Raw genomic sequence first — 25,154 nt, 5'->3', positions numbered from 1 at the left:
CATATGCACGGCTTCACCGCAGTTGGGATCACATATGCCTCCGTTACGAGGTTAAGATAACTCAGTTGAGGTCTGTGGACCGGTCAAATGCTCCCATCGATTTTATGCCCAGCGGATGACCTCGATGCGCGCCTGTAGGGCGCTCGCGTTCGCTTTACGATTAGGGAAGGGGCGCTATTCGAACGGTGGCCGAACGAACCTTTAGCGCGGCTTCGTCCGCTTGATTGATGGCGTTTACAACTATTAAGTAAGAGTGCTGCAAACCAAGACGACTGACCGTCATACGGTTGCGTTTGCAGCGCTTGTATGAGGCTGCAAACGGTTTTCTCTGACCGTTGCTGACCGTCAGAAAATGGCGTTTGCAGCGTTACGGATACGCTGCAAACGTAACAATCTGACCGTTAAAGGAATGAGTTCGCAGCGCTTGATTCTGTCATTCGCTACATCTTGCCACAAACTTAACGGGCAGCCCCCGCGGCCCTGTCTCCTGCCGGATCCGTACCAGCCCTCGAATTTCGGCTTCTTTTAGCGCGGTGTGAATGGCACCTTTGATGGCGGATAGTCCGGCAAAGCTGGCTGAATTGGCCAACCCGTCGGAGATCTCTCTCACCGACCGCCACCCGATTTCGGGCAAAACCTCCCGGATGGCGAAGGCCCGTTCCGAAATGCCCCCGAGAGGTTTCGATGGCTTGCGGGCTCTTTTTCGATTATCCCTCTGTCGCAGCCGTTGCTTTTCAAGGCGCAGAGCCTTGCGAGCATCACGGTCACAATCGATAGCGCCGATTGTTGTGATACCCAGCATTGTCCGCACGTTCATGCTCAGGTTGACCTGTGCGGCGAGTTGATCTGCCGTCCACCAGGTGCGGGAGTTCGCCGCGAGGGCCTTTGCTATCACGCGATCACCTGCCGCCATCCATGGGCACTGAAGATCGAGAAAATGATCCATCCTTTCCTCTGGATCTGTGCGGGCTGCCAGATGGGCTAGCATCAGTGCGGCGTCTTCACGGCCAGCGTCATCGTCCGAAAGCGTCACGCCATGCCGGTGCCGAAACAGCCGAGTCAGATCTTTGCAGCGAAAGACCATGACGTTTCCGGCACGCGCCTTGGTGAGGCGGACCCTCCGCCGCTTCTCGTTCGGAGCAAAGCTCCTAATGGCTTCGTGAATGCCCATCACGCCGGCACTCGCTTGCCGTCTCGCTCCGCGATTTTGCCCTCAATATAGGCGTCGATCTCGGCTTCCACGTAGCCGTAACGGCCTGCGCCGATTGCGACGCGTTTCGGAAATTTGCCGGCTTTTTCCAGCCGCCAAAGATGTGGTTTTGAGTAATTGATGCATTTCGACGCTAACGCGTCGTAGGGGATCAGGCGGGTCATATTGGTTCTCCAATACCGGACTCGCCATGAGCATGCATTCAGGGGCGAGACCCAGGGGTTCCTGTTTCTCTCCCCGGCGCCAGCCTTAGCTCAGCGCTCCCCACCTGAGGGGCTCTAGCTCTCCAAAAACGGGGAGAGCTAACCGGTTAGTTTGTCCTCGGCCTTTCGCGCCCCAGCAGAAACGTGCAGAGAATGAGCCTCCACAACGCCGCTGACCACGCCCGGTTACAGTCCCGGCTAGCGTGCAAGCACGCCTTCTCCTTGACCGCCAACGGCGGCGCCTCGAACAAACTAGAGTGTGCTCCTATTGGTAAAATGCCGTCCGTGTATCTATCAAAACGAATAGCCGGTGGTAGGCATTAGCACAAAGAGAACATTGCATGAACTACGATGTATCGTCAAGCCGTTGCGCGGAGTTTCACTACATTGTTTCTCGCTGGCGAAACGATCCCACGCAAACGGGTGGCCCATAGTTCAAGTGCTTCACGCTTTTCGTCGAGATAGTCATAATGGTCGTATGTTCCTTTAATCCCCGGGCGGGCGTGAGCTAACACGGCCTCTCGTGCTTCTTCTGTCACCCGCAGCCTCGACAACTGGCTGCGCACAGTGCGGCGGATGTCGTGATTGACGAAGTGGGGTAGGGAGACATGGCTCGGATTTTCCCCTCGTTGACGCGCGAGAGCGCGAAGAGTGAGCACCATGCCCTTGTTGAGGCGCTGCTTGATCTTGGTTCCGATCCACGCCGGACTTTCACCAGCGCTTGTTGAGAAGAGATAGTGACCCGCGTTCCATCGCGGCAGGATCTCGAGCACCGCCAGGATGTCGTCGGTCAATGGGACGGCGTGAGACCGAGCCTGCCTCTTGCCGCTGTTTCGCCCTTTCATTCGCGCTTCCGGGATAACCCAGATGCGATCCCGCGCGTTGAATTCGAGCCAGGATGCATCGACAACTTCATTGAGGCGTAACGCCGTCAACACAAGAAGCCGGTACGCTGGGCCAGCCGGGTAGGGCATGCGGCTCGCGACCCGCCACAAAGCGAACAATTCATCATCTGACAGAACGCGGGTAGCTGACCGTGGCATATCTCCAAGCAGGTCCGACGCGCGGATGTTTGCACATGGAGATGTGGCCATCCCATATTCTGGCTGGGCGCAGACCCACCGGAAGAACCGTTTGATCAACGCCAATAGGTTTCGAGCGCCGACCTTACCATCTCTTCCTTTGGCTTTGATCAATGCGGAGACGTCGCGATCAGTGATTTCTGTGATGGCCTTGCTGGCCCATTTGGGCAGAAGATCGCGCTTGATCTCTCTCTCGGCGTCTTTTCCCTTTCGCTCGCTCGGAAGCTTGTCTCGAATGAAGTCGCTTACTACGGCCTCGAAAGTCAGTTGGCGTTTCTCGATCTCAGTTGCTCGGTCCCTCTGAGCTTGAACCGCGGGATCGATGCCGTGCCGAATGAGGTCACGCCACATACGCGCTTTGTCTCTCGCATCGGTGAGCGTGATGTCGCCAACCTTGCCGATCTCCCGACGACTCGGAGTGTCGCTACCCGGATAGCGGGTTCGCAGGATGAAAGTTCGGTTGCCACTGTCAGTGACGCGAACGCCGAAGCCTGGAACCAACGCGTCCATAACTTGGTAGCGCTGTCCAAGCAGGGCAGGTTTCAGGCCTGCAATCTTGGTCGGGGTGAGGGTCACGCGGTGACGGGATTTTGGCATTCAGGGCCTCTTCGGGGCCACAAAAATGCGTAATGCAAAGTGGCCGGATGAGACCGCATGTTGCGTGGTGTCGGCTTAAAGTCCAGAAATGATTGACATTTCTCGCGCCATGTAACGCAGTGAAACCGAAAGAAATGCGCTGACAGCCAACTGTTAATCGAATGGTCGCTGGTTCGAATCCAGCCCGGGGAGCCAAACATCCTTCCGCAAAAACAGCTGCCAGAAACCGCGCTCGGGATCGCCTCGATGGTGCGTTGGCTGGTGTGTTTTTACGAACCTTGCATCCCGCTGTGCGCTGCCGTAATTCCTGCAAAAGGAACTTCCAGCCGTTTGCAAGGGATTGCTCATGTCCGACTTTTCGACCGCACGCCAGAAGATGGTTGATGGTCAGGTGCGTCCCAGCGACGTCACCGATTTGCGCATCATCGACGCCATGCTCGCGGTGCCGCGCGAGGAGTTCGTTCCGGCTAGCCAGCGCGCCATGGCCTATCTCGATCTCGACCTCGAAGTCGCCCCGAATCGCTTTCTGATCAAGCCGGTGGTGCTGGCGCGGATGCTGCAAGCCTCCGATGTGAAGGCGACCGACAAGGTTCTGGTGGTCGGTTGCCCCACGGGCTATGCGGCCGCCGTGATTGCCCAGTTTGCCGGGCAGGTCACCAGCGCGGCCGGCATGCCGGCCGATGGCGATGTCGCAAGCGGCCCCTATGATCTGATCGTTCTGGCCGGCGCGACGGAAGTCGTGCCGACCGGGCTTTACAAGCAGCTGGCCCCCGATGGTCAGCTAGTGGGCGTATTCGCCCTGACCAAGCCCGCCCGCGCGGTGATCGTGACCCATTCCCACGAGGATTTTGGCTCCCGCCCCCTGTTCGATGCTACCGCACCGGTTCTGCCGGGCATGGAAAAGCTCCCGTCATTCGTTTTCTAGGGCCGGCTGTCCGCCTTATCGGGCATCGGGGCACCGCTAATATCGCCAGCGGTAATTACAAGTGTGGCTTGGATGTCCCATACGCCAAGTTTTCACTGTCAAGTTTCCACGAGAGGTTCCGTCTCGCCAATGCGAGGAATATGGTGAGTGGAGACTCGCTAACGGACATCATCTGTTCGGTCGCCATAAGTGTGCGCCCGGATCAGTGAACGGCATGAATGGATTACCAAGAATGGGCGGCGTAAAAGCTCTCACCGGTGCTGCAGCTGCGGCCCTTTTGCTGGCATTTGCCGGAACGTCACCTGTTCTGGCTGATACGATCGAAGCGGCGTTGGTTCGCGCTTATCAGAACAATCCTCAATTGAATGCCCAGCGCGCTTCGGTGCGCGTCACTGACGAGAACGTGCCTCAGGCTTTGTCGGGTTATCGGCCGAGGGTTTCGGTCACCGCGAGCGCGGGTTACCAGTATAGCGACGTGACCGCGGCCGGTGCCACCAGCAACCTTACCGGCACGCAGGTGCCACGCGCCGTCGGTATTACCGCCACGCAGACTCTCTATAACGGGCAGCAGACTGCAAACCGTACCCGGGCTGCCGAAAGCCAGGTATCGTCCGCACGCGAAGGCCTGCGCGTGCTGGAACAGTCGGTGATGCTTTCCGCCGCGACTATCTACATGGACTACCTGCGCGACGCGGCCACCGTTGAGGTTCAGCGCAGCAACGTGCGTGTGCTCGAGCAGACGCTGAAGCAGACCCGCGATCGGTTCAATGTCGGCGAAGTCACCCGCACCGACGTGGCGCAGTCCGAGGCGCAGCTCGCCGCCGGCCGTACGCAGTTGCTGAGCGCCGAATCGACGCTGACGACCACGCGCTCGAATTTCCGCCGCATTATCGGCAACGAGCCGGTGGCTTTGCAGGCAGGTTCGCCAGTCGACCGCTTTCTGCCGGCCACGCTACCTGCCGCTATCGAGCTCGGCCTCACTGAAAATCCGAACGTGACCGCAGCGATGTTCGGCGTCGACATCAGTTTCCTGAACACCAAGGTCAACGAAGGCGCACTGTTTCCAACAGTAACGCTGACGGCCAACGCGCAGCAGGCCTACGAGCAGACCTACGCGGTTAACAAGCAGTTCACCGCTTCCGCCATCGCCCAGTTGTCGATCCCGGTCTATCAGGGTGGCGGCGAATACTCGCTGATCCGTCAGTCCAAGGAAACGCTCGCGCAGCAACGCCTCGCTCTCGACCAGACGCGCGATCAGGCGCGCGCGACTGTTGTACAGTTCTGGGGCGCGTTGCTTGCGGGCAGGGCGCAGGTTTCTTCCGCGCAGGCACAGGTGCAGGCATCGGAGATCGCGCTGAACGGCGTGCGTGAAGAGGCCAAGGCCGGCCAGCGCACCACGCTGGACGTATTGAATGCGCAGCAGGCACTGGTGAACGCACGTGTCGCGTTGGTGAACGCGCAGCATGATCGCGTCGTTGCTTCCTATTCGGTGCTCAGCGCAATCGGTCGTCTGTCGCCGACGGTGATGAAGCTGAACACCAATGTGTATGACCCCAGCGTGCACTATCATCAGGTGCGCGATAGCTGGGTCGGCGTGCGTACGCCCGACGGGCGCTAACGCGCTCGGATATCACCTGATATCGTATAGAAAGGGCCGCTTGTGCGGCCCTTTGCTTGCAATCAATTTGTCCGATGACGTACCGTTTGCATTGCTGGCTTAGCGATTCGGAATGCCTCTCCTAGTTCCTTGGGCATTTCCCGCGCGACAGTTGGTGGTCAGGCCTCGCTTGATCTTGGGGACAAGTCAGGCTTGCGCGCTGAATCGAACGGTCGTCAAAACGACAACCCGCAAATTCAGCCTCGTCTGGTGTAAAATATTGACGAGAGCGTTGATGATGCGGAGTCGGACATGACGCAACCTGCAAAGGTCCAGGAGCCCTCGATGGAGGAGATTCTGGCGTCGATCCGACGTATCATCGCCGACGACGAAGCGAAGCCGGCCGTCGCCGAAGTTGCTCCTCCGCCGCCGCCCAAGCCAGCTCCTGCACCCAAGCCTGCTGCGATGACAGACATCCCGCCGTCGGCGATTCCTGCCGCGCAGGCAGCCGCCGCCAAAGCACCGCCGCCAGCCCCGAAGCCCGCGCCACCGCCGCCGGAGCCTGCTGTCTCCAACAGCCAGGACGACATCGACGCGATGTTGGCCAGCCTGGAAGCCGCGACCACCGAGGAAGAGGTGCGCCCGGCGCAGCCCGACGGTGATGTGTTCGAACTGACCGACGAGATGATGGTCGCCGACCCCGAGCCGGAACCCGTATTCCAGCATGTCGAGCCGGATGACGACCTCGAATTCGCCGAAGCTGTCGCCGCCAGCAGCCAACGGCCCGCGCCGCGCTTCGACCCGCCGTCCTACGATCCGCCGCCCGTCGCGCCGCAGCAGCAGATCCTGTCGCACAGTACCGTGTCGTCCGTGGAGTCGGCCTTCAATGCTTTGGCCAACACGGTCCTGAGCAACAACGCGCGGACCCTCGAGGATCTCGTCAAGGAGATGCTGCGTCCGATGCTGAAGTCCTGGCTGGACGACAACCTGCCGGGCCTCGTCGAGCGCATCGTCAAGGCCGAGATCGAGCGCGTCTCGCGCGGTGGCGGCCGCTAGGCCCGCGAGACAGGCAACGACGGCCTTTCGGGGCCTTCGTTTGGCCCTCCGAGGTGGTTAAACAGCCCTCTATGTTGACTTGAGCCGCGCTGGCGGGTTTCTAGCGCCATCGGCTTCCTGCGTTCGCCCCAAGCCTCAAAACCGTGGCCGAAAACCCCTGATTTGATTGAATTGTCATGATCGAAAAGACCTATCAGCCCGCCGATATCGAGACCCGCATCGCCGCTGCCTGGGAAGCCGAAGGCGCGTTCAAGGCCGGCCGCGCGGACCGGGTGGATGCCGAGCCCTATACGATCGTGATCCCGCCGCCGAACGTCACCGGCTCGCTGCATATGGGCCACGCCCTGAACAACACGCTGCAGGACGTGCTCTGTCGTTTCGAGCGCATGCGCGGCCGCGACGTGCTGTGGCAGCCCGGCACCGACCATGCCGGCATCGCGACCCAGATGGTGGTCGAGCGCCAGTTGATGGAGCGCCAGGAGCCCGGTCGCCGCGACATGGGCCGCGAGGCATTTCTTGAACGCGTCTGGAAGTGGAAGGCCGAGAGTGGCGGCGTCATCGTCAATCAGTTGAAGCGCCTCGGCGCATCCTGTGACTGGTCGCGCGAGCGCTTCACCATGGACGAGGGCCTGTCCGAGGCCGTCATCAAGGTGTTCGTGCAGCTGCACCGTGAGGGCTTGATCTACAAGGACAAGCGCCTTGTGAACTGGGATCCGAAGCTGCTGACCGCGATTTCCGATCTCGAAGTCCAGCAGGTCGAGGTCAAGGGTAACCTCTGGCATCTGCGCTATCCACTCGAAGGCAAGAATTTCGATCCGGAAGATCCGACCTCGTTCATCACCGTTGCGACCACGCGTCCCGAGACGATGCTCGGCGACAGCGGCGTCGCCGTGAATCCGGATGACGAGCGCTACACCCATCTGATCGGCAAGAACGTGCTTCTGCCGCTGGTCGGCCGTCTGATCCCGATCGTTGCAGATGAATATTCGGATCCGGAGAAGGGCTCCGGCGCGGTGAAGATCACGCCAGCGCACGACTTCAACGACTTCGAAGTCGGCAACCGTCACGGCCTTGCACGCATCAGCATCCTCGATATCGAAGGCAAGCTCGCACTCGCCGATAACGAGGACTATCTGCGCGGCCTGCCGGAAGCGGCGTCGGAGCTCGTCGAAGAACTACATGGGATGGAGCGCTTCAAGGCGCGCAAGACCATCGTGCAGCGGCTGGAGGACTTCGGCTTCCTCGAGAAGATCGAGCCCAACACGCATATGGTGCCGCATGGCGACCGCTCCGGCGTCGTCATCGAGCCGTACCTCACCGACCAGTGGTATGTCGACGCCAAGACCATGGCGCAGCCGGCCATCGCCGCCGTACGTACCGGCGCGACGGAGTTTGTGCCGAAGAACTGGGAAAAGACCTATTACGAGTGGATGGAGAACATCCAGCCATGGTGCATCTCGCGCCAGCTGTGGTGGGGCCATCAGATCCCGGCCTGGTACGGGCCGGACGGTAAGGTGTTCGTCGCCGAGACCGAGGAAGAAGCGGTCGGAAACGCGCTCGGCTATTATGTCGAGCAGGAAGTGATCACGGAAGAGCAGGGCCACGAGATGGCGCTCGATCCGGCGAAGCGCGAGGGCTTCATCACCCGCGATGAAGACGTGCTCGACACCTGGTTCTCGTCGGCGCTGTGGCCGTTCTCGACGCTGGGCTGGCCGCAGAGCTCGGTTGATGTGGATCGCTACTATCCCACCAATGTGCTCGTCACCGGCTTCGACATCATCTTCTTCTGGGTCGCCCGGATGATGATGATGGGCATGCACTTCAAGAAGGACGTGCCGTTCCCGACCGTCTACATCCACGCCCTCGTCCGCGACGAGAAGGGCGCCAAGATGTCGAAGTCGAAGGGCAACGTCATCGATCCCCTGAACCTGATCGACCAGTACGGCGCCGACGCGCTGCGTTTTACGCTGGCTGCAATGGCCGCACAGGGCCGCGACATCAAGCTCGCGACCCAGCGCGTCGAGGGCTATCGCAATTTCGCGACCAAGCTCTGGAATGCCTGCCGCTTCGCCGAAATGAACGAGTGCGTGCTGCCGGCCGGCTTCGATCCGACCAAAGCCAAGGAAGTGCTCAACCGCTGGATCGCGCATGAGACCGTGAAGGCGACGCGCGAGGTCACCGAAGCCATCGAGGCCTATCGCTTCAATGATGCCGCTGGCGCGGCCTATCGCTTCGTCTGGAACGTGTATTGCGACTGGTATCTTGAACTCGCCAAGCCCTTCATGATGGGCGAGGACGGTCCGGCCAAGAGCGAAACCCGCGCGATGGTCGCGTGGGCTCGCGATGAGATCTTGAAGCTGCTGCATCCGTTCATGCCCTTCATCACGGAAGAACTCTGGACCGTCACCGCGCCGCGCGGCGGTCTGCTGGCGCTTGCGCCGTGGTCACGCAAGGCGAGCGGCCTGACGCGCGAGCAGGAGGCCCTGATCATTGCCACAGCATCGAGTGATCCGATCGTCGCGCCGATCCTGATGGGCGATCCCGAACCAGTCGCCGACTTCAAGGATGATTCCGCCGAAGCCGAAATCGGCTGGGTCATCGATCTTGTAACGGAGGTCCGCTCGGTGCGTGCCGAGATGAATATCGTGCCGGCGACGCTGACTCCGCTGGTGCTGGCTGGCACATCGGCGGAGACGCAGGCCCGTGCCCAGCGCTGGAGCGATGTCGTGAAGCGCCTCGCGCGTCTCGGCGATATCTCCTTCGCCGACGTCGCCCCGCAAGGCGCCGTCCAGCTCCTGATCCGCGGCGAGGTCGCAGCGCTGCCGCTGAAAGGCGTGATCGATCTCGGCGCCGAGAAGACGCGTCTCGACAAGGAGCTCGCGAAGGCCGAGGCTGACATCAAGCGCGCCGACGCCAAACTCTCCAACGAGAAATTCGTCGCCAACGCGGCGGAAGAGATCGTCGAGGAAGAGCGCGAGAAGCGCGAGGCAGCCGAGGCCCGCAAGGCCAAGACGCTGGAAGCGCTGGAACGGCTTAAGAACGCGGTGTGAGCGGGGCTTCTGCGAAGCGCGGCGTTATAGCTACTTCGGAAACGGCTTGCTGAGATAACGCGAGCCGCGCACCCCATAGCGCCACGGCAGCTCGACTGCCTTGGTAATGCCGATGCGAATGCCGGCGACGATGTTCGGCGTCTCCGTCCGGGCATGAATCGCGATCGGCGGCTTGTCCAGCGCCAGCCCGTTATGCGCGATGCTGATCCCCAGCGCCTGGCAGGCCTTGCCGGGCCCGGAGCACAGCATGCGCTCATCCTGCAGCCCGCGTCGCAGCTGCATCTCGCCAATCCCGAAGGTCGGTTGCAGCGCCCGGATCAGCACCGCGCTGGCCGATCCCTCGGCCTCGCAGACGAAATTCACGCACCAGTGGATGCCGTAGGAGCGGTAGACATAGGCAAAGCCGGGCGGTCCAAACATGATCTGGTTGCGCGGCGTCTGCCCGTTGAAGGAATGGGCCGCGGGCTCGGTGTGATGATAGGCCTCGACCTCGACGATCTCGCCACCGACGCCGTCCACCAGGAGCGTCGCACCGATCAGTTCGGGGGCCACATCGTGCACGCTCCGCGCGAAAAAGCTGCGTTTGAGTGCCTTGCCGAGCTTTTGAGGGATTTGGTGAGGTTTTGGAGCCATTCTGCCCCCTATGTTATGATGCAGGGCCGGGCAAGGCGAGGGCGGGTTGCAGGACAGGGCCCGGCGGATTACCTAAGGCTTCACTCAGAACGGACAGTTCATGGTCGTCGTCCTCGATACCGTTTCCACCACGCAACTCCGCCCGCGTCACCCTGAAAAAGTGAATCGGCCGGATTCGTTCTCGCCGCCGAAGCCGGACTGGATCCGGGTCCGAGCGCCGACCAGCCGTGGCTATGGCGACACCCGTAAGATCGTCAAGGAAAACGGCCTCGTCACCGTGTGCGAGGAAGCCGGCTGCCCGAATATCGGCGAGTGCTGGCAGAAGAAGCATGCCACCTTCATGATCATGGGTGACACCTGCACCCGCGCCTGTGCGTTCTGCAACGTCAAGACGGGGATGCCGGGCGCGCTCGACGCGCTGGAGCCCGAGCATGTCGCTGAAGCCGTTCGTAAGCTTGGCCTGCATCACGTGGTCATTACCTCGGTCGATCGCGACGATCTCGCCGATGGCGGCGCCGAACATTTCGCCCAGACGATTCGTGCCATTCGCGCGGCATGTCCCACGACCACGATCGAAATCCTGACGCCTGACTTCCTGCGCAAGCCGGGCGCCCTCGAAATCGTCGTCGCAGCGAAGCCCGATGTGTTCAACCACAATCTGGAAACCGTGCCGTCGCGCTATCTGACGGTGCGGCCAGGCGCGCGCTACTTCCATTCGCTGCGGTTGCTACAGCGAGTGAAGGAAATCGATCCCACCATCTTCACCAAGTCCGGCATCATGGTCGGCCTCGGCGAGGAGCGCCACGAGGTGCTGCAGGTGATGGACGACATGCGTTCCGCCGATATCGATTTTCTCACAATCGGCCAGTATCTGCAGCCGACGCGCAAGCATCACGTGGTGTCGCGCTATGTCACCCCCGATGAATTCAGCGGCTATGAGAAAGTCGCCTACACCAAGGGCTTCCTGATGGTGTCGGCGAGCCCGCTGACGCGCTCGTCGCATCATGCCGGTGAGGATTTTGCCAAGCTGCAGGCTGCGCGCGCCGCTCTCGCGCGCTGAGAACGCGACAATGCCGAGATTTGCCAACAAGCGCCGCGTGCGTCACAGCGCCTCCCAGATGTTCGATCTGGTGGCCGATGTCGAGCGCTATCCGGAATTCGTGCCGTTGTGCAAGTCGCTGAAGATTCGCCAGCGCACGCCGCATGAGAATGGCACCGAGGTCATCGTTGCCGACATGACCGTGTCGTTCAAGCTGGTCCAGGAATCCTTCACCAGCCGCGTCACGCTGGATCGGCCGAACCTCAAGATCATGGTCGAATATCTGCGCGGTCCGTTCAGCAACCTCGAAAACCGCTGGACCTTTGAGCCGAAGGCAGATGACGGGGAATGCGACGTCGGCTTCTTCATCGCCTATGAGTTCAAGAGCCGCATGTTGGCGATGCTGATGGGAACGATGTTCGACGCGGCATTCCAGCGCTTTGCCGTAGCCTTCGAGAAGCGCGCGGATGAAGTCTATCGTGTGCCGCGCGTCTCGAGCGTTCCGTCTACTTCTTAGTCGTCGGCTTTTTTAGCGGCGCGGTCGGCCTGCGTCGTTTGACGGCGGTCCGTCGCGGCGACCTTGCCACCCTTGGCCGAGCGAGACTGGCGGCTTCGCGCTTCTTGGCTGGCGGCTGCGGGCCACGCGCGAGATCCATCAGCATACGCAGAGCTTCAAGCACGGAACGCTGACGCACCGCGCTGCGGCCGATGGCGCCGAAGCGGCATTCCTTGTTGACGATGCGGCCGTCACGCGACGCAACGGCAAAATGCACGAGGCCGACCGGCTTGCCCGGCGTTGCGCCTCCGGGGCCAGCGATTCCCGTGATCGAGACCGCGAGATCGACATCCGCTTCTTCGAGCGCGCCGACCGCCATCTGGATCGCCGTCTCCTTGCTGACCGCACCAAAGCTGTCGAGCGTCGCAGTCTTGACGCCGAGCATCGCGTGTTTGGCAGCATTGGAATAGGTGACGAAGCCGCGATCGATCACATCGGACGAGCCGGGGATTTCGGTCAGCGCGCCGGCGACGAGGCCGCCGGTGCAGGACTCTGCGGTCGCAATCGTCAGCTTGCGGCTGCGGCAGAGATCGAGCAGCGCGCGGGAGAGGGCTCGTGCGTCGCTCGCTGCCATGTCAGTCCGTCCAGGGGAGGCGAATGGTGGTAGCCGCAGTCGCGGCGATACCTTCTTCACGGCCGGTGAAGCCGAGACGTTCGCTGGTGGTCGCCTTCACCGCGACACGCGACAGTGCCACGCCGGAAATCTCGCTGATCTTCGCACGCATCGCATCGCGCAACGGACCGATTTTGGGCCGCTCGCAGATCAGCGTCACTTCGAGATTGGCGATGCGGCCGCCACGTGCGGTGACGCGATCGACGGCGTATTTCAGGAATTTGTCAGACGCCGCGCCCTTCCACTGGGGATCACTGGGCGGGAAGTGGGAACCGATATCGCCATCGGCCAGCGCGCCCAGGATCGCATCGACCAGCGCATGCAGACCGACGTCGCCGTCTGAATGTGCGAGAAAGCCGCGCGTATGCGGCACGCGGACGCCGCAGATCATCAGGTGATCGCCATCGCCAAACGCGTGCACGTCATAGCCCGTGCCCATGCGGATATCGCCGAGCGAGGCTGCGAGACGCGCTTCTTCGCGGATGAAATCTTCGGGAGTCGTGAGCTTCATATTTGCAAGATCGCCTTCAAAGGTTGCCACGGTCAATCCCGCCCATTCGGCGAGGGCGGCATCGTCGGTGAAATCATCGCGGCCTTCTTTTGCAGCACGACGGTGCGCCTCAAGGATGACATCGAAACGAAATGCCTGCGGGGTCTGCGCGCTGCGTAAGCGCGCACGGTCCGGCGTCGCTTCCACGTGACCGGCCTCGTTGACTTGTTTGATTGTATCCGTGACGGCAACGCCCGGCACGGCAGCGCCTGTGATCTGCGCCGCGGCAATCGCGCGCTCGATCAAGGCAGGGGTCACGAACGGGCGGGCTGCATCGTGAATCAGCACGATGTCCGGCGCGTGATCTGCGAGCGCTTCCAGTCCGGCATGCACCGACGCCTGACGCGTTGCACCGCCATTGGCAGGATTATGATACCTCAGATCACTGACCGCCTCATTGAAGACAGCGATGTCGTCGGGATTTGTGATCGGCTGGACCGCAAAGACCTGGGGATGGTTGCAGAACGGCTCCATAGCCCGCGAAATAACGCTGCGGCCTCCAATCATGCGATATTGCTTCGGTCCACCGGCTCCGGCGCGGAGGCCGCGGCCGGCGGCAACGATAATGGCGGCTGTCTTCAAACCGGCAGGATTAGGTGATTTTGTCATCAGGGTCAGGTGATTAAGGGGTAAGCGGTGATCGCACAGCCCTTAGCACGGCCGCGGGCAAAAACAGTATGATTACATTCTCGTGGCTGCATAAGAGTGCATTGCTGCACTGCACTTGCAAAATGAGCGCATCTGTCTAATGTGTAGGCATGAAGGTTGACTGCACAACAAATGTGCGCATTATGCGCCCTATGCCCGCAATGCAGCGGACGAGACAACGACGAGCAGGTCTGTGACCACCCCGGACTCAGTATACAGCAAGCCGTTACGAATCGGTGGCATCGAGATCGCCAACCGGGTCGTGCTGGCGCCGATGTCGGGCATTACCGATGCGCCGTTCCGCAGACTGACCGCCGAACTCGGGGCAGGCCTCGTTGTGTCAGAAATGACCGCCAGCGACGATCTCGTCAATGGCCGTCCCATGTCGGTATTGCGCTGCGAAGCGACCGGGATTGGCCCGCATGTGGTCCAGCTGGCCGGCTGTGAGACCCACTGGATGGCCGAGGGGGCCCGTGTGGCCGAAGCGGCGGGCGCCGACATCATCGATATCAATATGGGCTGTCCGGCGCGGCATGTGACCGGCGGCCAGTCGGGCTCGGCGCTGATGCGCGACCTCGACCATGCGCTGAAGCTGATCGAAGCGACCATCGCTGCCGTAAAGGTGCCTGTGACCCTCAAGATGCGTCTGGGCTGGGACGATCGCACGCTGAACGCGCCTGAGCTTGCGCAGCGCGCGGAGGAGGCGGGGATACAGCTCATCACCGTCCATGGTCGCACCCGTTGCCAGTTCTACAAAGGTGAAGCCGACTGGAGCGCCGTGCGCCCGGTGAAGGACGCCGTCAGTATTCCCGTCATCGTCAATGGTGACATTACGTCCTACGACAAGGCCGTGAGCGCGCTTGAGATGTCCGGCGCCGATGCCGTGATGATGGGTCGCGGCGCGCAGGGCATGCCGTGGTTGCCCGGCCAGATCGGTCGACGTCTCGAAACCGGCATCGCGGAAGCCGTGCCGGCGCTGCAGCAGCAGCTCGCTTATATCTGCGCTCTTTATGATGACGTGGTCCGTCACTATGGGCTGCGTATCGGCCTGCGCCACGCACGCAAGCATCTCGGCTGGGCGCTCGATGCGGCCGCAGCCACGAGCTGCGTGCCGACTGAAACCCTGAAGACCTGGCGACAGAAGATCCTCACATCCGAAGATCCCTCCGGCGTGCAGCGATCCCTGAATGAAGCCTTTGACGATTTCGCATGGAGTGCCGCCGCATGAACGCCGCAGAGCACCGTCGCCCTGTCCCGACCGACAGTGAGGCCATTCTCAACGCACTACCGAATCCGGTGATCCTGATCGCGCCCGATGGCAAGATCGTCGATGCCAATATGGCCGCCGAATCCTTCTTCGAGATTTCCGCGCAGTTCCTGCGCAGGCAGTCTCTGAAAGAGTTGGTACCATTCGGCAGCCCGCTGCTGGCGCTGATCGATCAGGTTCGCGCCGCCGGCTCGCCGGTGAACGAATACAAGGTCGATCTGGGCACGCCCCGCATCGGCGGCGATCGTCAGGTCGATCTGCATGTCGCGCCGCTCACCGAGCGTCCGGGCCATATCGTGGTGATGCTGCAGGAGCGCACCATCGCCGACAAGATGGACCGGCAGCTCACCCATCGCAGCGCGGCCCGGTCCGTGATCGCACTGGCGGCCATGCTGGCGCATGAAATCAAGAACCCGCTGTCGGGCATCCGCGGCGCCGCACAGCTACTTGAGCAGTCGGCATCGTCGGAAGACCGCATGCTGACGCGGCTGATCATGGACGAGGCCGACCGCATCGTGACGCTGGTCGACCGTATGGAAGTGTTCGGCGACGACCGTCCTGTGGCGCGCGGCCCGGTCAACATTCACTCCGTGCTCGATCATGTGAAGCGCCTCGCGCAGTCGGGCTTTGCCCGCAACATCCGCTTCATCGAGGATTACGACCCGTCGCTGCCGCCGGTGCTGGCCAATCAGGACCAGCTCATCCAGGTGTTCCTGAATCTCGTGAAGAACGCTGCGGAAGCCATCGTCGATCTCGGCTCCGACGGCGAAATCCAGCTCACCACCGCATTCCGCCCGGGTGTGCGCCTGTCAGTGCCGGGCAAGAAATCGCGCGTCTCGCTGCCGCTGGAATTCTGCGTCAAGGACAACGGACCCGGAGTTCCCGAAGATTTGCTGCCCAACCTGTTCGATCCCTTCGTCACCACCAAACCGACCGGAAGCGGCCTGGGTCTTGCATTGGTAGCGAAGATTGTCGGCGATCACGGTGGGATCATCGAATGTGAATCTCAGCCACGAAAGACGACTTTTCGCGTGCTGTTGCCGATGTTCAATCCCGCCAAGAAACTCGACGACAAGACCCTTGATCCGAGCAACGCCGATGCCCCTGTGGCACCGACGCACACCTCACAGACGTAAGACGAGGACTAACGATGGCTGCAGGTAGCATTCTGGTTGCGGACGACGATACAGCGATCCGCACCGTCCTCAATCAGGCGCTGTCGCGCGCCGGGTATGAGGTTCGCCTGACCGGAAACGCAGCCACGCTGTGGCGCTGGGTCAGCCAGGGCGAGGGCGACCTCGTGATCACCGACGTGGTGATGCCCGACGAGAACGCGTTCGATCTGCTGCCGCGTATCAAGAAGATGCGCCCCAATCTGCCGGTTATCGTGATGAGCGCGCAGAACACCTTCATGACCGCGATCCGCGCCTCCGAGCGCGGTGCCTATGAATATCTGCCGAAGCCGTTCGATCTAAAGGAATTGATCGCCATCGTCGGTCGCGCGCTGTCCGAGCCGAAGGAGCGTGTCGCAAGCCACGCCGATGACGGCGAGTTCGACTCGATCCCGCTGGTCGGCCGTTCGCCGGCGATGCAGGAAATCTACCGCGTCCTTGCGCGCCTGATGCAGACCGATCTCACGGTGATGATCTCCGGCGAGTCCGGCACCGGCAAGGAACTGGTGGCCCGCGCGCTGCACGACTACGGCAAGCGCCGCAACGGCCCGTTCGTCGCGGTCAACATGGCGGCGATCCCGCGCGATCTCATCGAGTCCGAACTGTTCGGTCACGAGCGCGGCGCGTTCACCGGCGCCAATGCCCGCGCGACCGGCCGCTTCGAGCAGGCCGAAGGGGGCACTCTGTTTTTGGACGAAATCGGCGACATGCCGATGGAAGCCCAGACCCGTTTGCTGCGTGTGTTGCAGCAGGGCGAATACACGACGGTTGGCGGCCGCACGCCGATCAAGACCGACGTGCGTATCGTCGCCGCCTCCAACAAGGATCTGCGCATCCTGATCCAGCAGGGCCTGTTCCGCGAGGATCTGTTCTTCCGCCTCAACGTCGTGCCGCTGCGCCTGCCGCCGCTGCGCGAGCGCATCGAGGATCTGCCCGATCTGATCCGCCACTTCTTCGCACTCGCAGAGAAGGACGGCCTGCCGCCGAAGAAGCTCGACGCCTTGGCGCTTGAGCGCATGAAGCAGCATCGCTGGCCGGGCAACGTTCGTGAACTGGAAAACCTCGCGCGCCGCCTCGCAGCACTCTATCCGCAGGACGTCATCACCGGTTCGGTGATCGACGGCGAATTGGCGCCGCCCGCTGTGGCCTCGGGTGGTAGCGCGCCGACCGGCGTGGATAATCTCGGTGGTGCCGTCGAGGTCTATCTGTCCTCGCACTTCTCCGGCTTCCCGAACGGCGTGCCGCCGCCGGGCCTCTATCACCGCATTCTCCGCGAGATCGAGGTACCGCTGCTGACCGCAGCACTGGCCGCGACCCGAGGCAACCAGATCCGCGCTGCGGATCTGCTCGGCCTCAACCGCAACACCCTGCGGAAGAAGATTCGCGATCTCGATATCCAAGTCTATCGAACCGGCGGCTGATTCCGGCAGCGGGATCGAGCAATTCCAGAGTTTGAGACGCAAAAACAAACGAAAACGCAGGGTATGCGTTTTCGTTGACTGGTCTGCGCCGCGGATTTGTCGTAATTGGGCAACATTGTTGTATGATTGCATCAGTGCGGTCCGGACTCTGTCTCCGGCAGCCGCACGGCGTCCACGCTCACCACATTGTCGGAATGACCAGCGCAGACACGTCGGCTACAGCCTATGAACCGTCGATGGCGGAGCCGCGCAGGTGGACCCTGCGGCGGCTGTTCGTGCCATTGGCTGTCGGCTTGGCACTCCTGTCGTCATGCCTGACCTTCCTCGTCCTGAACGGCCTCACGCCGATCGCGCCGACCCATCAGGTCGTCGTTACCTTCCTGCTGATCAATGCCGCCAGCGTCTTCCTGCTGGTCCTGATCATTGCGCGGGAGATCTGGAAAGTCGTCCAGGCGCGTCGCAGGGGCAGGGCGGCGGCCCGGCTGCATGTCCAGATCGTCAGCCTGTTCTCGGTGATCGCCGTACTGCCGGCGGTGCTCGTCTCGATCGTTGCCAATGTGACCCTCGACCGCGGCCTCGACCGGCTATTCTCCGGCCCAACCAAGGCGGTCATCAACAATTCGCTCGTGATTGCCAGTGCCTATCTGCACGAGCACGGCCAGTTGATTGGTGGCGATATCCTCGGCATGGCCGACGATCTCGCGCGCATCCAGCCCCTCTTCTATCAGGACCGCGGTACGTTCCGCTCGTTGATGCTGGCAAATGCAACCGCGCGCAATCTGCCGGGCGCCATGTTGATCGACAAGGATCGCAACGTCATCGAACCCGACCAGCCCGGCATCAAACAGGAATTCTCACCGCCGCCGGCAGACTTCCTCGTCAATGTCAGCGCGTCCGAGCCGGCCATCGCTGTGATCCCCGAGGGAAATTACGTCGCCGCCGTGATCCGATTGCGAGCGTTCGACAACATGTTCCTCTATGTCGCCCGCAAGCTCGATCCGCGCGTGGTCGCGCAGATGAACCAGAGCCAGGCGGGCGCGGCCGAATATGCCGAACTGGAATCGCGCAGGCTCGGCATTCAGGTCGCCTTCGCGCTGATGTTCACCGTGATCGCACTGACGGTGCTGATGTCCGCCGTGCTGATCGGACTGAATTTCGCCAACTGGCTGGTGGCGCCGATCCGCCGCCTGATGGGCGCAGCGAACATGGTTTCGACCGGTGATCTTCATGTCCAGGTGCCGGTGATCCAGTCCGAGGGCGATCTCGCCCATCTCGGTGAAACCTTCAACAAGATGACGCAGGAGCTGCGCACCCAGCGCGACGAACTGGTCAGTGCGAGCGACGTCATCGACAGCCGCCGCCGTTTTATCGAGGCGGTGTTGTCATCGGCCAGCGCCGGCATTATCGGCGTCGATGGCTCGAACATGATCGGCATTCTCAACCGCTCGGCCGAGAAGCTGGTCGGACATTCGGAGTCCGAGACGCTGGGCCACCCGCTGCACGAGATCATTCCCGAGCTTGATGAATTGATGCAGACCGCACGAGAGGGATCGCAGCGGCTGGTGCAGGGACAGGTGACGATCACCCGCGACGGGCAGGAGCGCAATCTGTCGGTGCGCGTCAGCGCCGAACAGACCAGCCAGTCGCGCGACAGCTACATCATCACCCTCGACGACATCACCGAACTCGTCTCGGCACAGCGTACCTCGGCCTGGGCCGACGTGGCGCGCCGCATCGCGCATGAGATCAAGAATCCGCTGACGCCGATCCAGCTCTCCGCCGAGCGCATCAAGCGCAAATTCGGCAAGGTGATCGTCGATGACAAGGCGATCTTCGAACAATGCACCGACACCATCGTCCGGCAGGTCGACGATATCCGGCGCATGGTCGACGAATTTTCGCGCTTTGCACGCATGCCCAAGCCCGTGATCGAGGGTGAGGATGTCGCCGACACTGTGCGTCAGGCCGTATTCCTGATGCGGGTCGGTCACCCCGAGCTCGACATCTCCGCCGAGATCAAGGAAGAGCCGATGCGCGCGCGGTTCGATCGCCGGCTGATCTCGCAGGCGCTCACCAATATCATCAAGAATGCGACGGAGGCGATCGAGGCCGTGCCGCCAGAAGAACTCGGCAAAGGTCGTATTGATGTCACAGCGTCGCGCGAGAACGACATGATATTGATCGACGTGATCGACAACGGCATCGGTCTGCCGACTGTCAACAGGTCGCGTTTGCTCGAACCCTATGTCACGACTCGCGAGAAGGGCACCGGCCTCGGCCTCGCGATCGTCGGCAAGGTGCTCGAGGATCATGGTGGAGGCATCGAACTTGGCGACGCATCGAGTGTTCGTCCAGGACAGCGCGGTGCCTGGATGCGACTGCGGTTTTCTATCTCCGGTCAGAAGGCTGACGCGGACAAGAGTGAACCGGAAGCCCCGCCTGATGACGAACCGAAGATCAAAACTGCGACCGGCAACTGACAAGAATAAACGTGACCAGGATATTTTGACCCATGGCAAATGACATTCTGATCGTCGACGACGAAGCCGATATTCGCGATCTTGTTGCGGGCATTCTGGACGATGAGGGCTTCACCACCCGCACCGCACGAGACAGCGATTCCGCGCTCGCGGAAATCGCCAATCGCCGCCCCAGCATGGTGTTTCTCGACATCTGGCTGCAGGGCAGCAAGCTCGACGGCCTGCAACTGCTCGAGCAGGTCAAACGCGACAATCCCGAATTGCCTGTGGTGATGATCTCAGGCCACGGCAATATCGAAACCGCGGTCGCGGCAATCAAGCGCGGCGCCTACGACTTCATCGAAAAGCCGTTCAAGGCTGACCGGCTGATCCTTGTCGCGACGCGCGCGCTGGAAACCTCGCGGCTGAAACGCGAAGTCAAGGAACTGAAGCAACTCGCGCCGGTCGCCAATTCGCTGACCGGGCGCTCCGCCGCCATGAACCAGCTGCGCCAGACCATCGATCGCGCCGCCAAGGCCAATAGCCGCATTCTCATCGTCGGCCCGTCGGGCGCAGGTAAGGAGCTCGCCGCGCGCACGCTGCACACGGCCTCTGCCCGCTCCACGGGACCGTTCGTCGTCATCAACGCTGCGGCGATTACGCCGGAGCGCATGGAAGTCGAACTGTTCGGCATCGAACAGTCCAATGGCGAACAGGCGCGTAAGGCAGGAGCCCTGGAAGAGGCTCATGGTGGCACGCTATTCATCGATGAGATCGGCGATCTGCCCCGCGAGACCCAGAACAAGATCCTGCGCGTGCTGGTCGATCAGACTTTCATGCGGGCAGGGGGCACCACCAAGGTCAATGTCGACGTCCGCATCATTTCGTCGACCGCACGCAATCTCGAAGAGGAAATCGCCGAGGGCCGTTTCCGCGAAGATCTTTATCACCGCCTCTCGGTGGTGCCGATCCGCGTGCCGCCGCTGTCCGAGCACCGCGAGGATATCCCGGAGCTGATCGAATATTTCATGGAGCAGATCTCGATCGCGACCGGTCTGCCGAAGCGGCAGATCGGCGAGGACGCCATGGCGGTCCTGCAGTCGCATGTCTGGCCGGGCAATATCCGCCAGCTTCGCAACAACGTCGAACGCGTCATGATCCTGGCAGGCGGCGGGCCGGAAGTGATCATCACCGCCGACATGCTGCCGCAGGATGTCGGCTCAATGGTGCCGTCGATGCCCACCAGCAACAATGGCGAGCACATCATGGGCCTGCCGCTGCGCGAAGCCCGCGAAGTGTTCGAGCGCGATTATCTGATTGCGCAGATCAGCCGTTTTTCGGGTAATATCTCGCGCACCGCTGAATTCGTCGGCATGGAGCGCTCCGCCTTGCACCGCAAGCTCAAGGCGCTCGGCGTCGGCTAAATCACTCACCTCACCTCAAGCTTCAACTCAAGCCTCGGAACGAACATGTCGCGCATCGCCTATGTGAATGGTCAATACGTCAACCTGCGCGATGCCGCCGTGAACGTCGAGGACCGCGGCTATCAGTTCGCCGATGGCATTTACGAGGTCTGCGAGATCATCGGCGGCAAGATGGTCGACTTTCCCCGCCATATTGCGCGCATGCAGCGCTCTTTGCGAGAGCTGCGCATCGCCGAGGCCATGCCGCTGACATCGCTCAAGGTGGTGATGCAGGAAGTGATTCGCCGCAACCGCATCAATTACGGCATCGTCTATCTGCAGATCAGCCGCGGCGTCGCCCATCGTGATCACGGATTTCCGTCGCCGGACGTGAAACCCAGCGTGGTCGTGACGGCGAAATCGCTCAACTTCGCCAAAAACCAGGCGACCGCCGCCAAGGGCGTGAAGGTCATCACCACGGCCGAGAACCGTTGGCCGCGCGTCGACATCAAGACTGTCGGCTTGCTGCCCAACGTGCTGGCGCGACAGGAAGCCCGCGACAAGGGCGCCTATGAGGCCTGGTATGTCGACGCTGACGGTTTCGTCACCGAGGGCGCATCCTGCAACGCATGGATCGTCACCAAGGACGGCAAGGTGGTGACGCGCACGGCCGTATCAGGCATTCTTGCAGGCATCACCCGCGCCGTACTGATCGAGGTTCTGGCTTCGATGCAGCTCAAGCTGGAAGAGCGGAACTTCACGCCGGCAGAGGCCTATGACGCCGCGGAAGCCTTCGTCTCGTCGGCGAGTCAGATCGTGATGCCGGTCATCAATATCGACGGCAAACCGATCGGTGACGGCAAGCCAGGTGGTATCGCGACGCGCCTGAGGCAGGAATTCCATAAATTCGCAGCGATTTCATAAAATTTGCCGCGCTTTTAGGCACCAATTCCGCGTTCCGGCTTGCCTAAAAAGCGCGCCTGCCGTCTAATCACGTCGTCGCGCTCCCGGAGGGGGATCTCAGGGGAAAGCGCGGCGGCTTGGTAAGGCCCCGGAGAGGGCTGCGCCGGGTTCAAAAAAAGCAACAAAACAGACTGCGGGATTAAAAAAAATGGCGGCAGACCGCGCACAGAATCTACAGGACACCTTCCTCAACCACGTACGCAAGACCAAGACTCCGCTCACGATCTTTCTGGTGAACGGCGTCAAACTGCAGGGCATTGTCACCTGGTTCGACAATTTCTGTCTTTTGCTCCGACGCGACGGACACTCGCAGCTGGTGTATAAGCATGCGATCTCGACCATCATGCCGGGCGCACCGATTCAGCTGTTTGAGGGTGGCGAGGATCCGGCTTGAGCGAACTCCTGAGAGACGCTTGATTGGAATTTCGTAGCTTCGAAGGCAATGCTGCCGACCGACCCTCGGCCAGCAGCGAATCGACCGGCCGCGTTCTCGTGGTCGGTCCTTACATGCGCGAACGGCGGGGCGACGCCGACGCGCAAGCCTATTCTCATGTCCGCGATACGGAAGCCCGGCTCGAAGAGGCGGTCGGTCTCGCACGCGCCATCGACCTCACTGTAGTCGAAGCCGTCGCCGCGCCGCTGAGCCAGATCCGCCCGGCCACCTATCTCGGCAAGGGCAAGGTCGAGGAGATCGCCGGCCTGATCGCGGCAAACGAGATCGGCATCGTGGTGATGGACTGCGCGCTGTCGCCGATCCAGCAGCGCAATCTCGAAAAGGAACTGAAGGCCAAGGTGCTCGACCGCACCGGCCTCATCCTCGAAATCTTCGGCCGCCGTGCCAAGACCAAGGAAGGCACGCTGCAGGTCGAGCTCGCGCATCTCAATTATCAGCGCAGCCGTCTGGTCCGGTCGTGGACCCATCTGGAGCGCCAGCGCGGCGGCTTCGGCTTCATGGGCGGCCCCGGCGAAACCCAGATCGAGGCCGATCGCCGCATGATCGGCGACCGCATCGCGCGGCTCGAAGCCGATCTCAGGAAAGTGCAGGCGACGCGGCGCCTGCATCGCGCCGGTCGCCAGCGCGTGCCGTATCGCGTCGTCGCTCTCGTCGGCTACACCAATGCCGGCAAGTCGACGCTGTTCAACCGTCTGACCCGCGCCGACGTGCAGGCCGAGGACATGCTGTTTGCGACCCTCGATCCGACGCTGCGTGCGCTGACGCTGCCGCATGGCGGCAAGGCGATGCTATCGGACACCGTGGGCTTCATCTCCAACCTGCCGACCCAGCTCGTTGCGGCCTTCCGCGCGACGCTGGAGGAGGTCCTGGAAGCCGACATCATCCTGCATGTCCGCGACATTTCGCACGAAGACGCGGACGCGCAGCAGAGCGATGTCGACAAGGTTTTGCGCCAGCTCGGCATCGACACCGATGCATCAGCGCGCATCCTCGAAGTCTGGAACAAGATCGATCGTTTCTCGCCGGACGAGCGCGAGAACCTCGCCAATATCGCTGCCCGCCGTCCGCCAGAAAAGCCGTGCTTCATGGTCTCGGCGGAAACCGGCGAGGGCATCGATGCGCTGCTCAACGCCATCGAGGAACGGCTTGCCGCTGCGCGCGTGACGCTGGATTTGCAGATCGATGCCGCCGACGGTGCCGGCGTGAGCTGGCTGCACCGCAATGCCGAGATTCTCGTGAAGGAACTGCACGACGGGCATTTCGACATGGTGGTCCGCGTCGATGAGACCAAGCGTGATGTGGTGATCAGCAAATATGGCGCGGTGCTGCATCCCGTGGAGTACTGACGGCTACTCCGCGCCCTTCGCCTCGTTCCACAGCGCATCCATCTGTTCGAGCGACGCCTCCTGCAGCGAGCTTCCCTTCGCCGCGAGCGCCCGTTCGATATAGCCGAAGCGCCGTTCGAATTTCGCATTGGTGCCGCGGAGCGCCAGTTCCGGATCTGCCTTCACATGGCGCGCGAGATTGACCAGCGCGAACATCAGATCGCCGGTTTCGGCCGCCACTTCGCTCTGATCGCCGCGATCGAGCGCTGCTTCGATCTCGTCGGCTTCCTCGCGGATTTTCGCCAGCACCGCGCGTGGGTCGTTCCAGTCGAAGCCGACGCTGGAGGCTTTCGTCTGCAGCTCCATGGCTTGGCTCAGCGCGGGTTGCCCGGCCTTGACGCTGGCCAGGAACGAGGAGAGCGACGGGACGTCTACGCCGCGCCGCGCAGCACGCTCGGCCTTTTCCTCGGCCTTGATGCGGCCCCACGTGCCCTTCACGTCGGTCGCTGCGATCTTGCCGTCCTTGCCGGGAAACACATGCGGATGTCGGCGGATCATCTTGCGGGTGATCGCCTCCACGACGTCGCCGAACGCGAATGCGTTCTGCTCCTCGGCCATCCGCGCGTGGAACACCACCTGCAGCAGGAGATCGCCGAGTTCGTCGCAGAGATCGCCGAGATCGTGTCTGACGATAGCATCGGCGACCTCATAGGCCTCCTCGATCGTATAGGGCGCGATACTCGCGAAATCCTGCTCCAGATCCCATGGGCACCCCGTCACGGGCGTGCGCAACTGGGCCATGATCTCGATCAGGCCGGCGATATCGCGGGAAGGGGTCATAAGGCACCACAGGTCACAGCAGGAGCTTCTGCTATGCCGCAGGATGACGCGATGGCCCAGCGGAAATGCCCGGTTTTGCCTGTCTTTCACA

Annotated in this window: 21 protein-coding genes; 14 read left to right on the top strand and 7 right to left on the bottom strand. The window is 61.8% G+C overall.

Going from position 1 to position 25,154, the window contains the following annotated elements; translation table 11 throughout:
• Nucleotides 1-433: 433 nt before the first annotated feature.
• From A4A58_RS11065 to A4A58_RS11055, 3 genes are all read right to left on the bottom strand, one after another.
• Nucleotides 434-1,171, bottom strand: coding sequence for a hypothetical protein (locus A4A58_RS11065; protein ID WP_068731869.1), 738 nt, complete (start codon nt 1,169-1,171; stop codon nt 434-436).
• Nucleotides 1,171-1,374 (bottom strand): helix-turn-helix transcriptional regulator, encoded by a 204-nt coding sequence (locus tag A4A58_RS11060; RefSeq protein ID WP_068731867.1) that lies wholly within the window; start codon nt 1,372-1,374, stop codon nt 1,171-1,173. Before A4A58_RS11060 ends, A4A58_RS11065 begins: the two co-directional genes overlap by 1 nt.
• Before the next feature lie 398 nt (nt 1,375-1,772).
• Nucleotides 1,773-3,092, bottom strand: coding sequence for a tyrosine-type recombinase/integrase (locus tag A4A58_RS11055; RefSeq protein WP_081421818.1), 1,320 nt, complete (start codon nt 3,090-3,092; stop codon nt 1,773-1,775).
• A 346-nt stretch (nt 3,093-3,438) separates the two neighbouring features.
• On the opposite strand from A4A58_RS11055, the gene A4A58_RS11050 reads away from it, so the two are divergent.
• The 4 genes from A4A58_RS11050 to A4A58_RS11035 all read left to right on the top strand — a co-directional run bounded on the left by A4A58_RS11050 (nt 3,439) and on the right by A4A58_RS11035 (nt 9,720).
• Nucleotides 3,439-4,017: a protein-L-isoaspartate O-methyltransferase family protein gene (locus A4A58_RS11050; protein ID WP_068731863.1), complete on the top strand. Its 579-nt coding sequence runs from the start codon at nt 3,439-3,441 to the stop codon at nt 4,015-4,017.
• 232 nt (nt 4,018-4,249) lie between these two features.
• A complete protein-coding gene (locus A4A58_RS11045) occupies nt 4,250-5,635 on the top strand; it encodes a TolC family outer membrane protein (RefSeq protein WP_068731860.1) in 1,386 nt (461 codons plus the stop codon).
• Nucleotides 5,636-5,926: 291 nt separating this feature from the next.
• A complete protein-coding gene (locus A4A58_RS11040; RefSeq protein WP_068731858.1) occupies nt 5,927-6,670 on the top strand; it encodes a PopZ family protein in 744 nt (247 codons plus the stop codon).
• Nucleotides 6,671-6,846: 176 nt separating this feature from the next.
• Nucleotides 6,847-9,720, top strand: a complete 2,874-nt coding sequence (locus A4A58_RS11035) for a valine--tRNA ligase (RefSeq protein ID WP_068731856.1) — start codon at nt 6,847-6,849, stop codon at nt 9,718-9,720.
• A gap of 30 nt (nt 9,721-9,750) precedes the next feature.
• On the opposite strand, the gene A4A58_RS11030 is transcribed toward A4A58_RS11035, so the two are convergent.
• Nucleotides 9,751-10,353 carry a DNA-3-methyladenine glycosylase gene (locus tag A4A58_RS11030; protein WP_068731854.1) on the bottom strand — a complete coding sequence of 201 codons (603 nt, stop codon included), beginning with the start codon at nt 10,351-10,353 and terminating at the stop codon, nt 9,751-9,753.
• A 100-nt stretch (nt 10,354-10,453) separates the two neighbouring features.
• On the opposite strand from A4A58_RS11030, the gene lipA reads away from it, so the two are divergent.
• Both lipA and A4A58_RS11020 read left to right on the top strand, forming a co-directional pair.
• Entirely contained in the window at nt 10,454-11,413 is a 960-nt protein-coding gene (gene lipA / locus A4A58_RS11025; protein WP_068731852.1) for a lipoyl synthase, read from the top strand.
• A 10-nt stretch (nt 11,414-11,423) separates the two neighbouring features.
• Nucleotides 11,424-11,909, top strand: coding sequence for a type II toxin-antitoxin system RatA family toxin (locus tag A4A58_RS11020; protein ID WP_068731892.1), 486 nt, complete (start codon nt 11,424-11,426; stop codon nt 11,907-11,909).
• Here A4A58_RS11020 and A4A58_RS11015 read toward each other — a convergent pair.
• Nucleotides 11,899-12,522 (bottom strand): CinA family protein, encoded by a 624-nt coding sequence (locus A4A58_RS11015; protein WP_068731850.1) that lies wholly within the window; start codon nt 12,520-12,522, stop codon nt 11,899-11,901. The genes A4A58_RS11020 and A4A58_RS11015 overlap by 11 nt on opposite strands.
• 1 nt (nt 12,523) lies before the next feature.
• Nucleotides 12,524-13,720, bottom strand: coding sequence for a bifunctional 2-C-methyl-D-erythritol 4-phosphate cytidylyltransferase/2-C-methyl-D-erythritol 2,4-cyclodiphosphate synthase (locus A4A58_RS11010; protein WP_068731848.1), 1,197 nt, complete (start codon nt 13,718-13,720; stop codon nt 12,524-12,526).
• A gap of 232 nt (nt 13,721-13,952) precedes the next feature.
• Here A4A58_RS11010 and dusB point away from each other — a divergent pair, with 232 nt between their 5' ends.
• From dusB to hflX, 8 genes are all read left to right on the top strand, one after another.
• Nucleotides 13,953-14,987, top strand: a complete 1,035-nt coding sequence (gene dusB / locus A4A58_RS11005; RefSeq protein WP_068731846.1) for a tRNA dihydrouridine synthase DusB — start codon at nt 13,953-13,955, stop codon at nt 14,985-14,987.
• Nucleotides 14,984-16,162 carry a two-component system sensor histidine kinase NtrB gene (locus tag A4A58_RS11000; protein ID WP_068731844.1) on the top strand — a complete coding sequence of 393 codons (1,179 nt, stop codon included), beginning with the start codon at nt 14,984-14,986 and terminating at the stop codon, nt 16,160-16,162. The genes dusB and A4A58_RS11000 overlap by 4 nt, the downstream gene beginning before the upstream one ends.
• Nucleotides 16,163-16,176: 14 nt before the next feature.
• Nucleotides 16,177-17,619, top strand: a complete 1,443-nt coding sequence (gene ntrC / locus A4A58_RS10995) for a nitrogen regulation protein NR(I) (RefSeq protein WP_068731842.1) — start codon at nt 16,177-16,179, stop codon at nt 17,617-17,619.
• Between the two features lie 194 nt (nt 17,620-17,813).
• Nucleotides 17,814-20,099, top strand: coding sequence for a sensor histidine kinase NtrY-like (locus tag A4A58_RS10990; RefSeq protein WP_068731840.1), 2,286 nt, complete (start codon nt 17,814-17,816; stop codon nt 20,097-20,099).
• Nucleotides 20,100-20,131: 32 nt separating this feature from the next.
• Nucleotides 20,132-21,502, top strand: a complete 1,371-nt coding sequence (locus tag A4A58_RS10985) for a sigma-54-dependent transcriptional regulator (protein WP_068731838.1) — start codon at nt 20,132-20,134, stop codon at nt 21,500-21,502.
• 45 nt (nt 21,503-21,547) lie between these two features.
• Nucleotides 21,548-22,405, top strand: a complete 858-nt coding sequence (locus A4A58_RS10980) for a D-amino-acid transaminase (protein WP_068731836.1) — start codon at nt 21,548-21,550, stop codon at nt 22,403-22,405.
• 187 nt (nt 22,406-22,592) lie between these two features.
• Nucleotides 22,593-22,838 carry an RNA chaperone Hfq gene (gene hfq / locus A4A58_RS10975; protein ID WP_068731834.1) on the top strand — a complete coding sequence of 82 codons (246 nt, stop codon included), beginning with the start codon at nt 22,593-22,595 and terminating at the stop codon, nt 22,836-22,838.
• 23 nt (nt 22,839-22,861) lie between these two features.
• Nucleotides 22,862-24,244, top strand: coding sequence for a GTPase HflX (gene hflX, locus A4A58_RS10970; protein WP_068731832.1), 1,383 nt, complete (start codon nt 22,862-22,864; stop codon nt 24,242-24,244).
• Nucleotides 24,245-24,247: 3 nt separating this feature from the next.
• On the opposite strand, the gene mazG is transcribed toward hflX, so the two are convergent.
• Complete coding sequence (gene mazG, locus A4A58_RS10965) at nt 24,248-25,063, bottom strand: nucleoside triphosphate pyrophosphohydrolase (protein WP_068731831.1); 816 nt, start codon at nt 25,061-25,063, stop codon at nt 24,248-24,250.
• Nucleotides 25,064-25,154: the final 91 nt, after the last annotated feature.

Origin of the sequence: Tardiphaga robiniae (assembly GCF_001618955.1) — a bacterium.
Classification (GTDB): domain Bacteria; phylum Pseudomonadota; class Alphaproteobacteria; order Rhizobiales; family Xanthobacteraceae; genus Tardiphaga; species Tardiphaga robiniae_A.
The sequence above is the reverse complement of the archived record's forward strand: the minus strand, read 5'-3'. Positions and strand labels throughout refer to the sequence as shown.

Coding starts and splice junctions, on each gene's coding strand:
- A4A58_RS11045 (WP_068731860.1), top strand. CDS start 4,250: ATGGGCGGCGTAAAAGCTCTCACCGGTGCTGCAGCTGCGGCCCTTTTG.
- A4A58_RS11010 (WP_068731848.1), bottom strand. CDS start 13,720: ATGACAAAATCACCTAATCCTGCCGGTTTGAAGACAGCCGCCATTATC.
- mazG (WP_068731831.1), bottom strand. CDS start 25,063: ATGACCCCTTCCCGCGATATCGCCGGCCTGATCGAGATCATGGCCCAG.
- A4A58_RS11060 (WP_068731867.1), bottom strand. CDS start 1,374: ATGACCCGCCTGATCCCCTACGACGCGTTAGCGTCGAAATGCATCAAT.
- A4A58_RS11055 (WP_081421818.1), bottom strand. CDS start 3,092: ATGCCAAAATCCCGTCACCGCGTGACCCTCACCCCGACCAAGATTGCA.
- A4A58_RS11020 (WP_068731892.1), top strand. CDS start 11,424: ATGCCGAGATTTGCCAACAAGCGCCGCGTGCGTCACAGCGCCTCCCAG.
- A4A58_RS10980 (WP_068731836.1), top strand. CDS start 21,548: ATGTCGCGCATCGCCTATGTGAATGGTCAATACGTCAACCTGCGCGAT.
- A4A58_RS11015 (WP_068731850.1), bottom strand. CDS start 12,522: ATGGCAGCGAGCGACGCACGAGCCCTCTCCCGCGCGCTGCTCGATCTC.
- A4A58_RS11065 (WP_068731869.1), bottom strand. CDS start 1,171: ATGGGCATTCACGAAGCCATTAGGAGCTTTGCTCCGAACGAGAAGCGG.
- A4A58_RS11030 (WP_068731854.1), bottom strand. CDS start 10,353: ATGGCTCCAAAACCTCACCAAATCCCTCAAAAGCTCGGCAAGGCACTC.
- A4A58_RS10990 (WP_068731840.1), top strand. CDS start 17,814: ATGACCAGCGCAGACACGTCGGCTACAGCCTATGAACCGTCGATGGCG.
- A4A58_RS11035 (WP_068731856.1), top strand. CDS start 6,847: ATGATCGAAAAGACCTATCAGCCCGCCGATATCGAGACCCGCATCGCC.
- hfq (WP_068731834.1), top strand. CDS start 22,593: ATGGCGGCAGACCGCGCACAGAATCTACAGGACACCTTCCTCAACCAC.
- A4A58_RS11040 (WP_068731858.1), top strand. CDS start 5,927: ATGACGCAACCTGCAAAGGTCCAGGAGCCCTCGATGGAGGAGATTCTG.
- A4A58_RS11000 (WP_068731844.1), top strand. CDS start 14,984: ATGAACGCCGCAGAGCACCGTCGCCCTGTCCCGACCGACAGTGAGGCC.
- ntrC (WP_068731842.1), top strand. CDS start 16,177: ATGGCTGCAGGTAGCATTCTGGTTGCGGACGACGATACAGCGATCCGC.
- A4A58_RS11050 (WP_068731863.1), top strand. CDS start 3,439: ATGTCCGACTTTTCGACCGCACGCCAGAAGATGGTTGATGGTCAGGTG.
- A4A58_RS10985 (WP_068731838.1), top strand. CDS start 20,132: ATGGCAAATGACATTCTGATCGTCGACGACGAAGCCGATATTCGCGAT.
- lipA (WP_068731852.1), top strand. CDS start 10,454: ATGGTCGTCGTCCTCGATACCGTTTCCACCACGCAACTCCGCCCGCGT.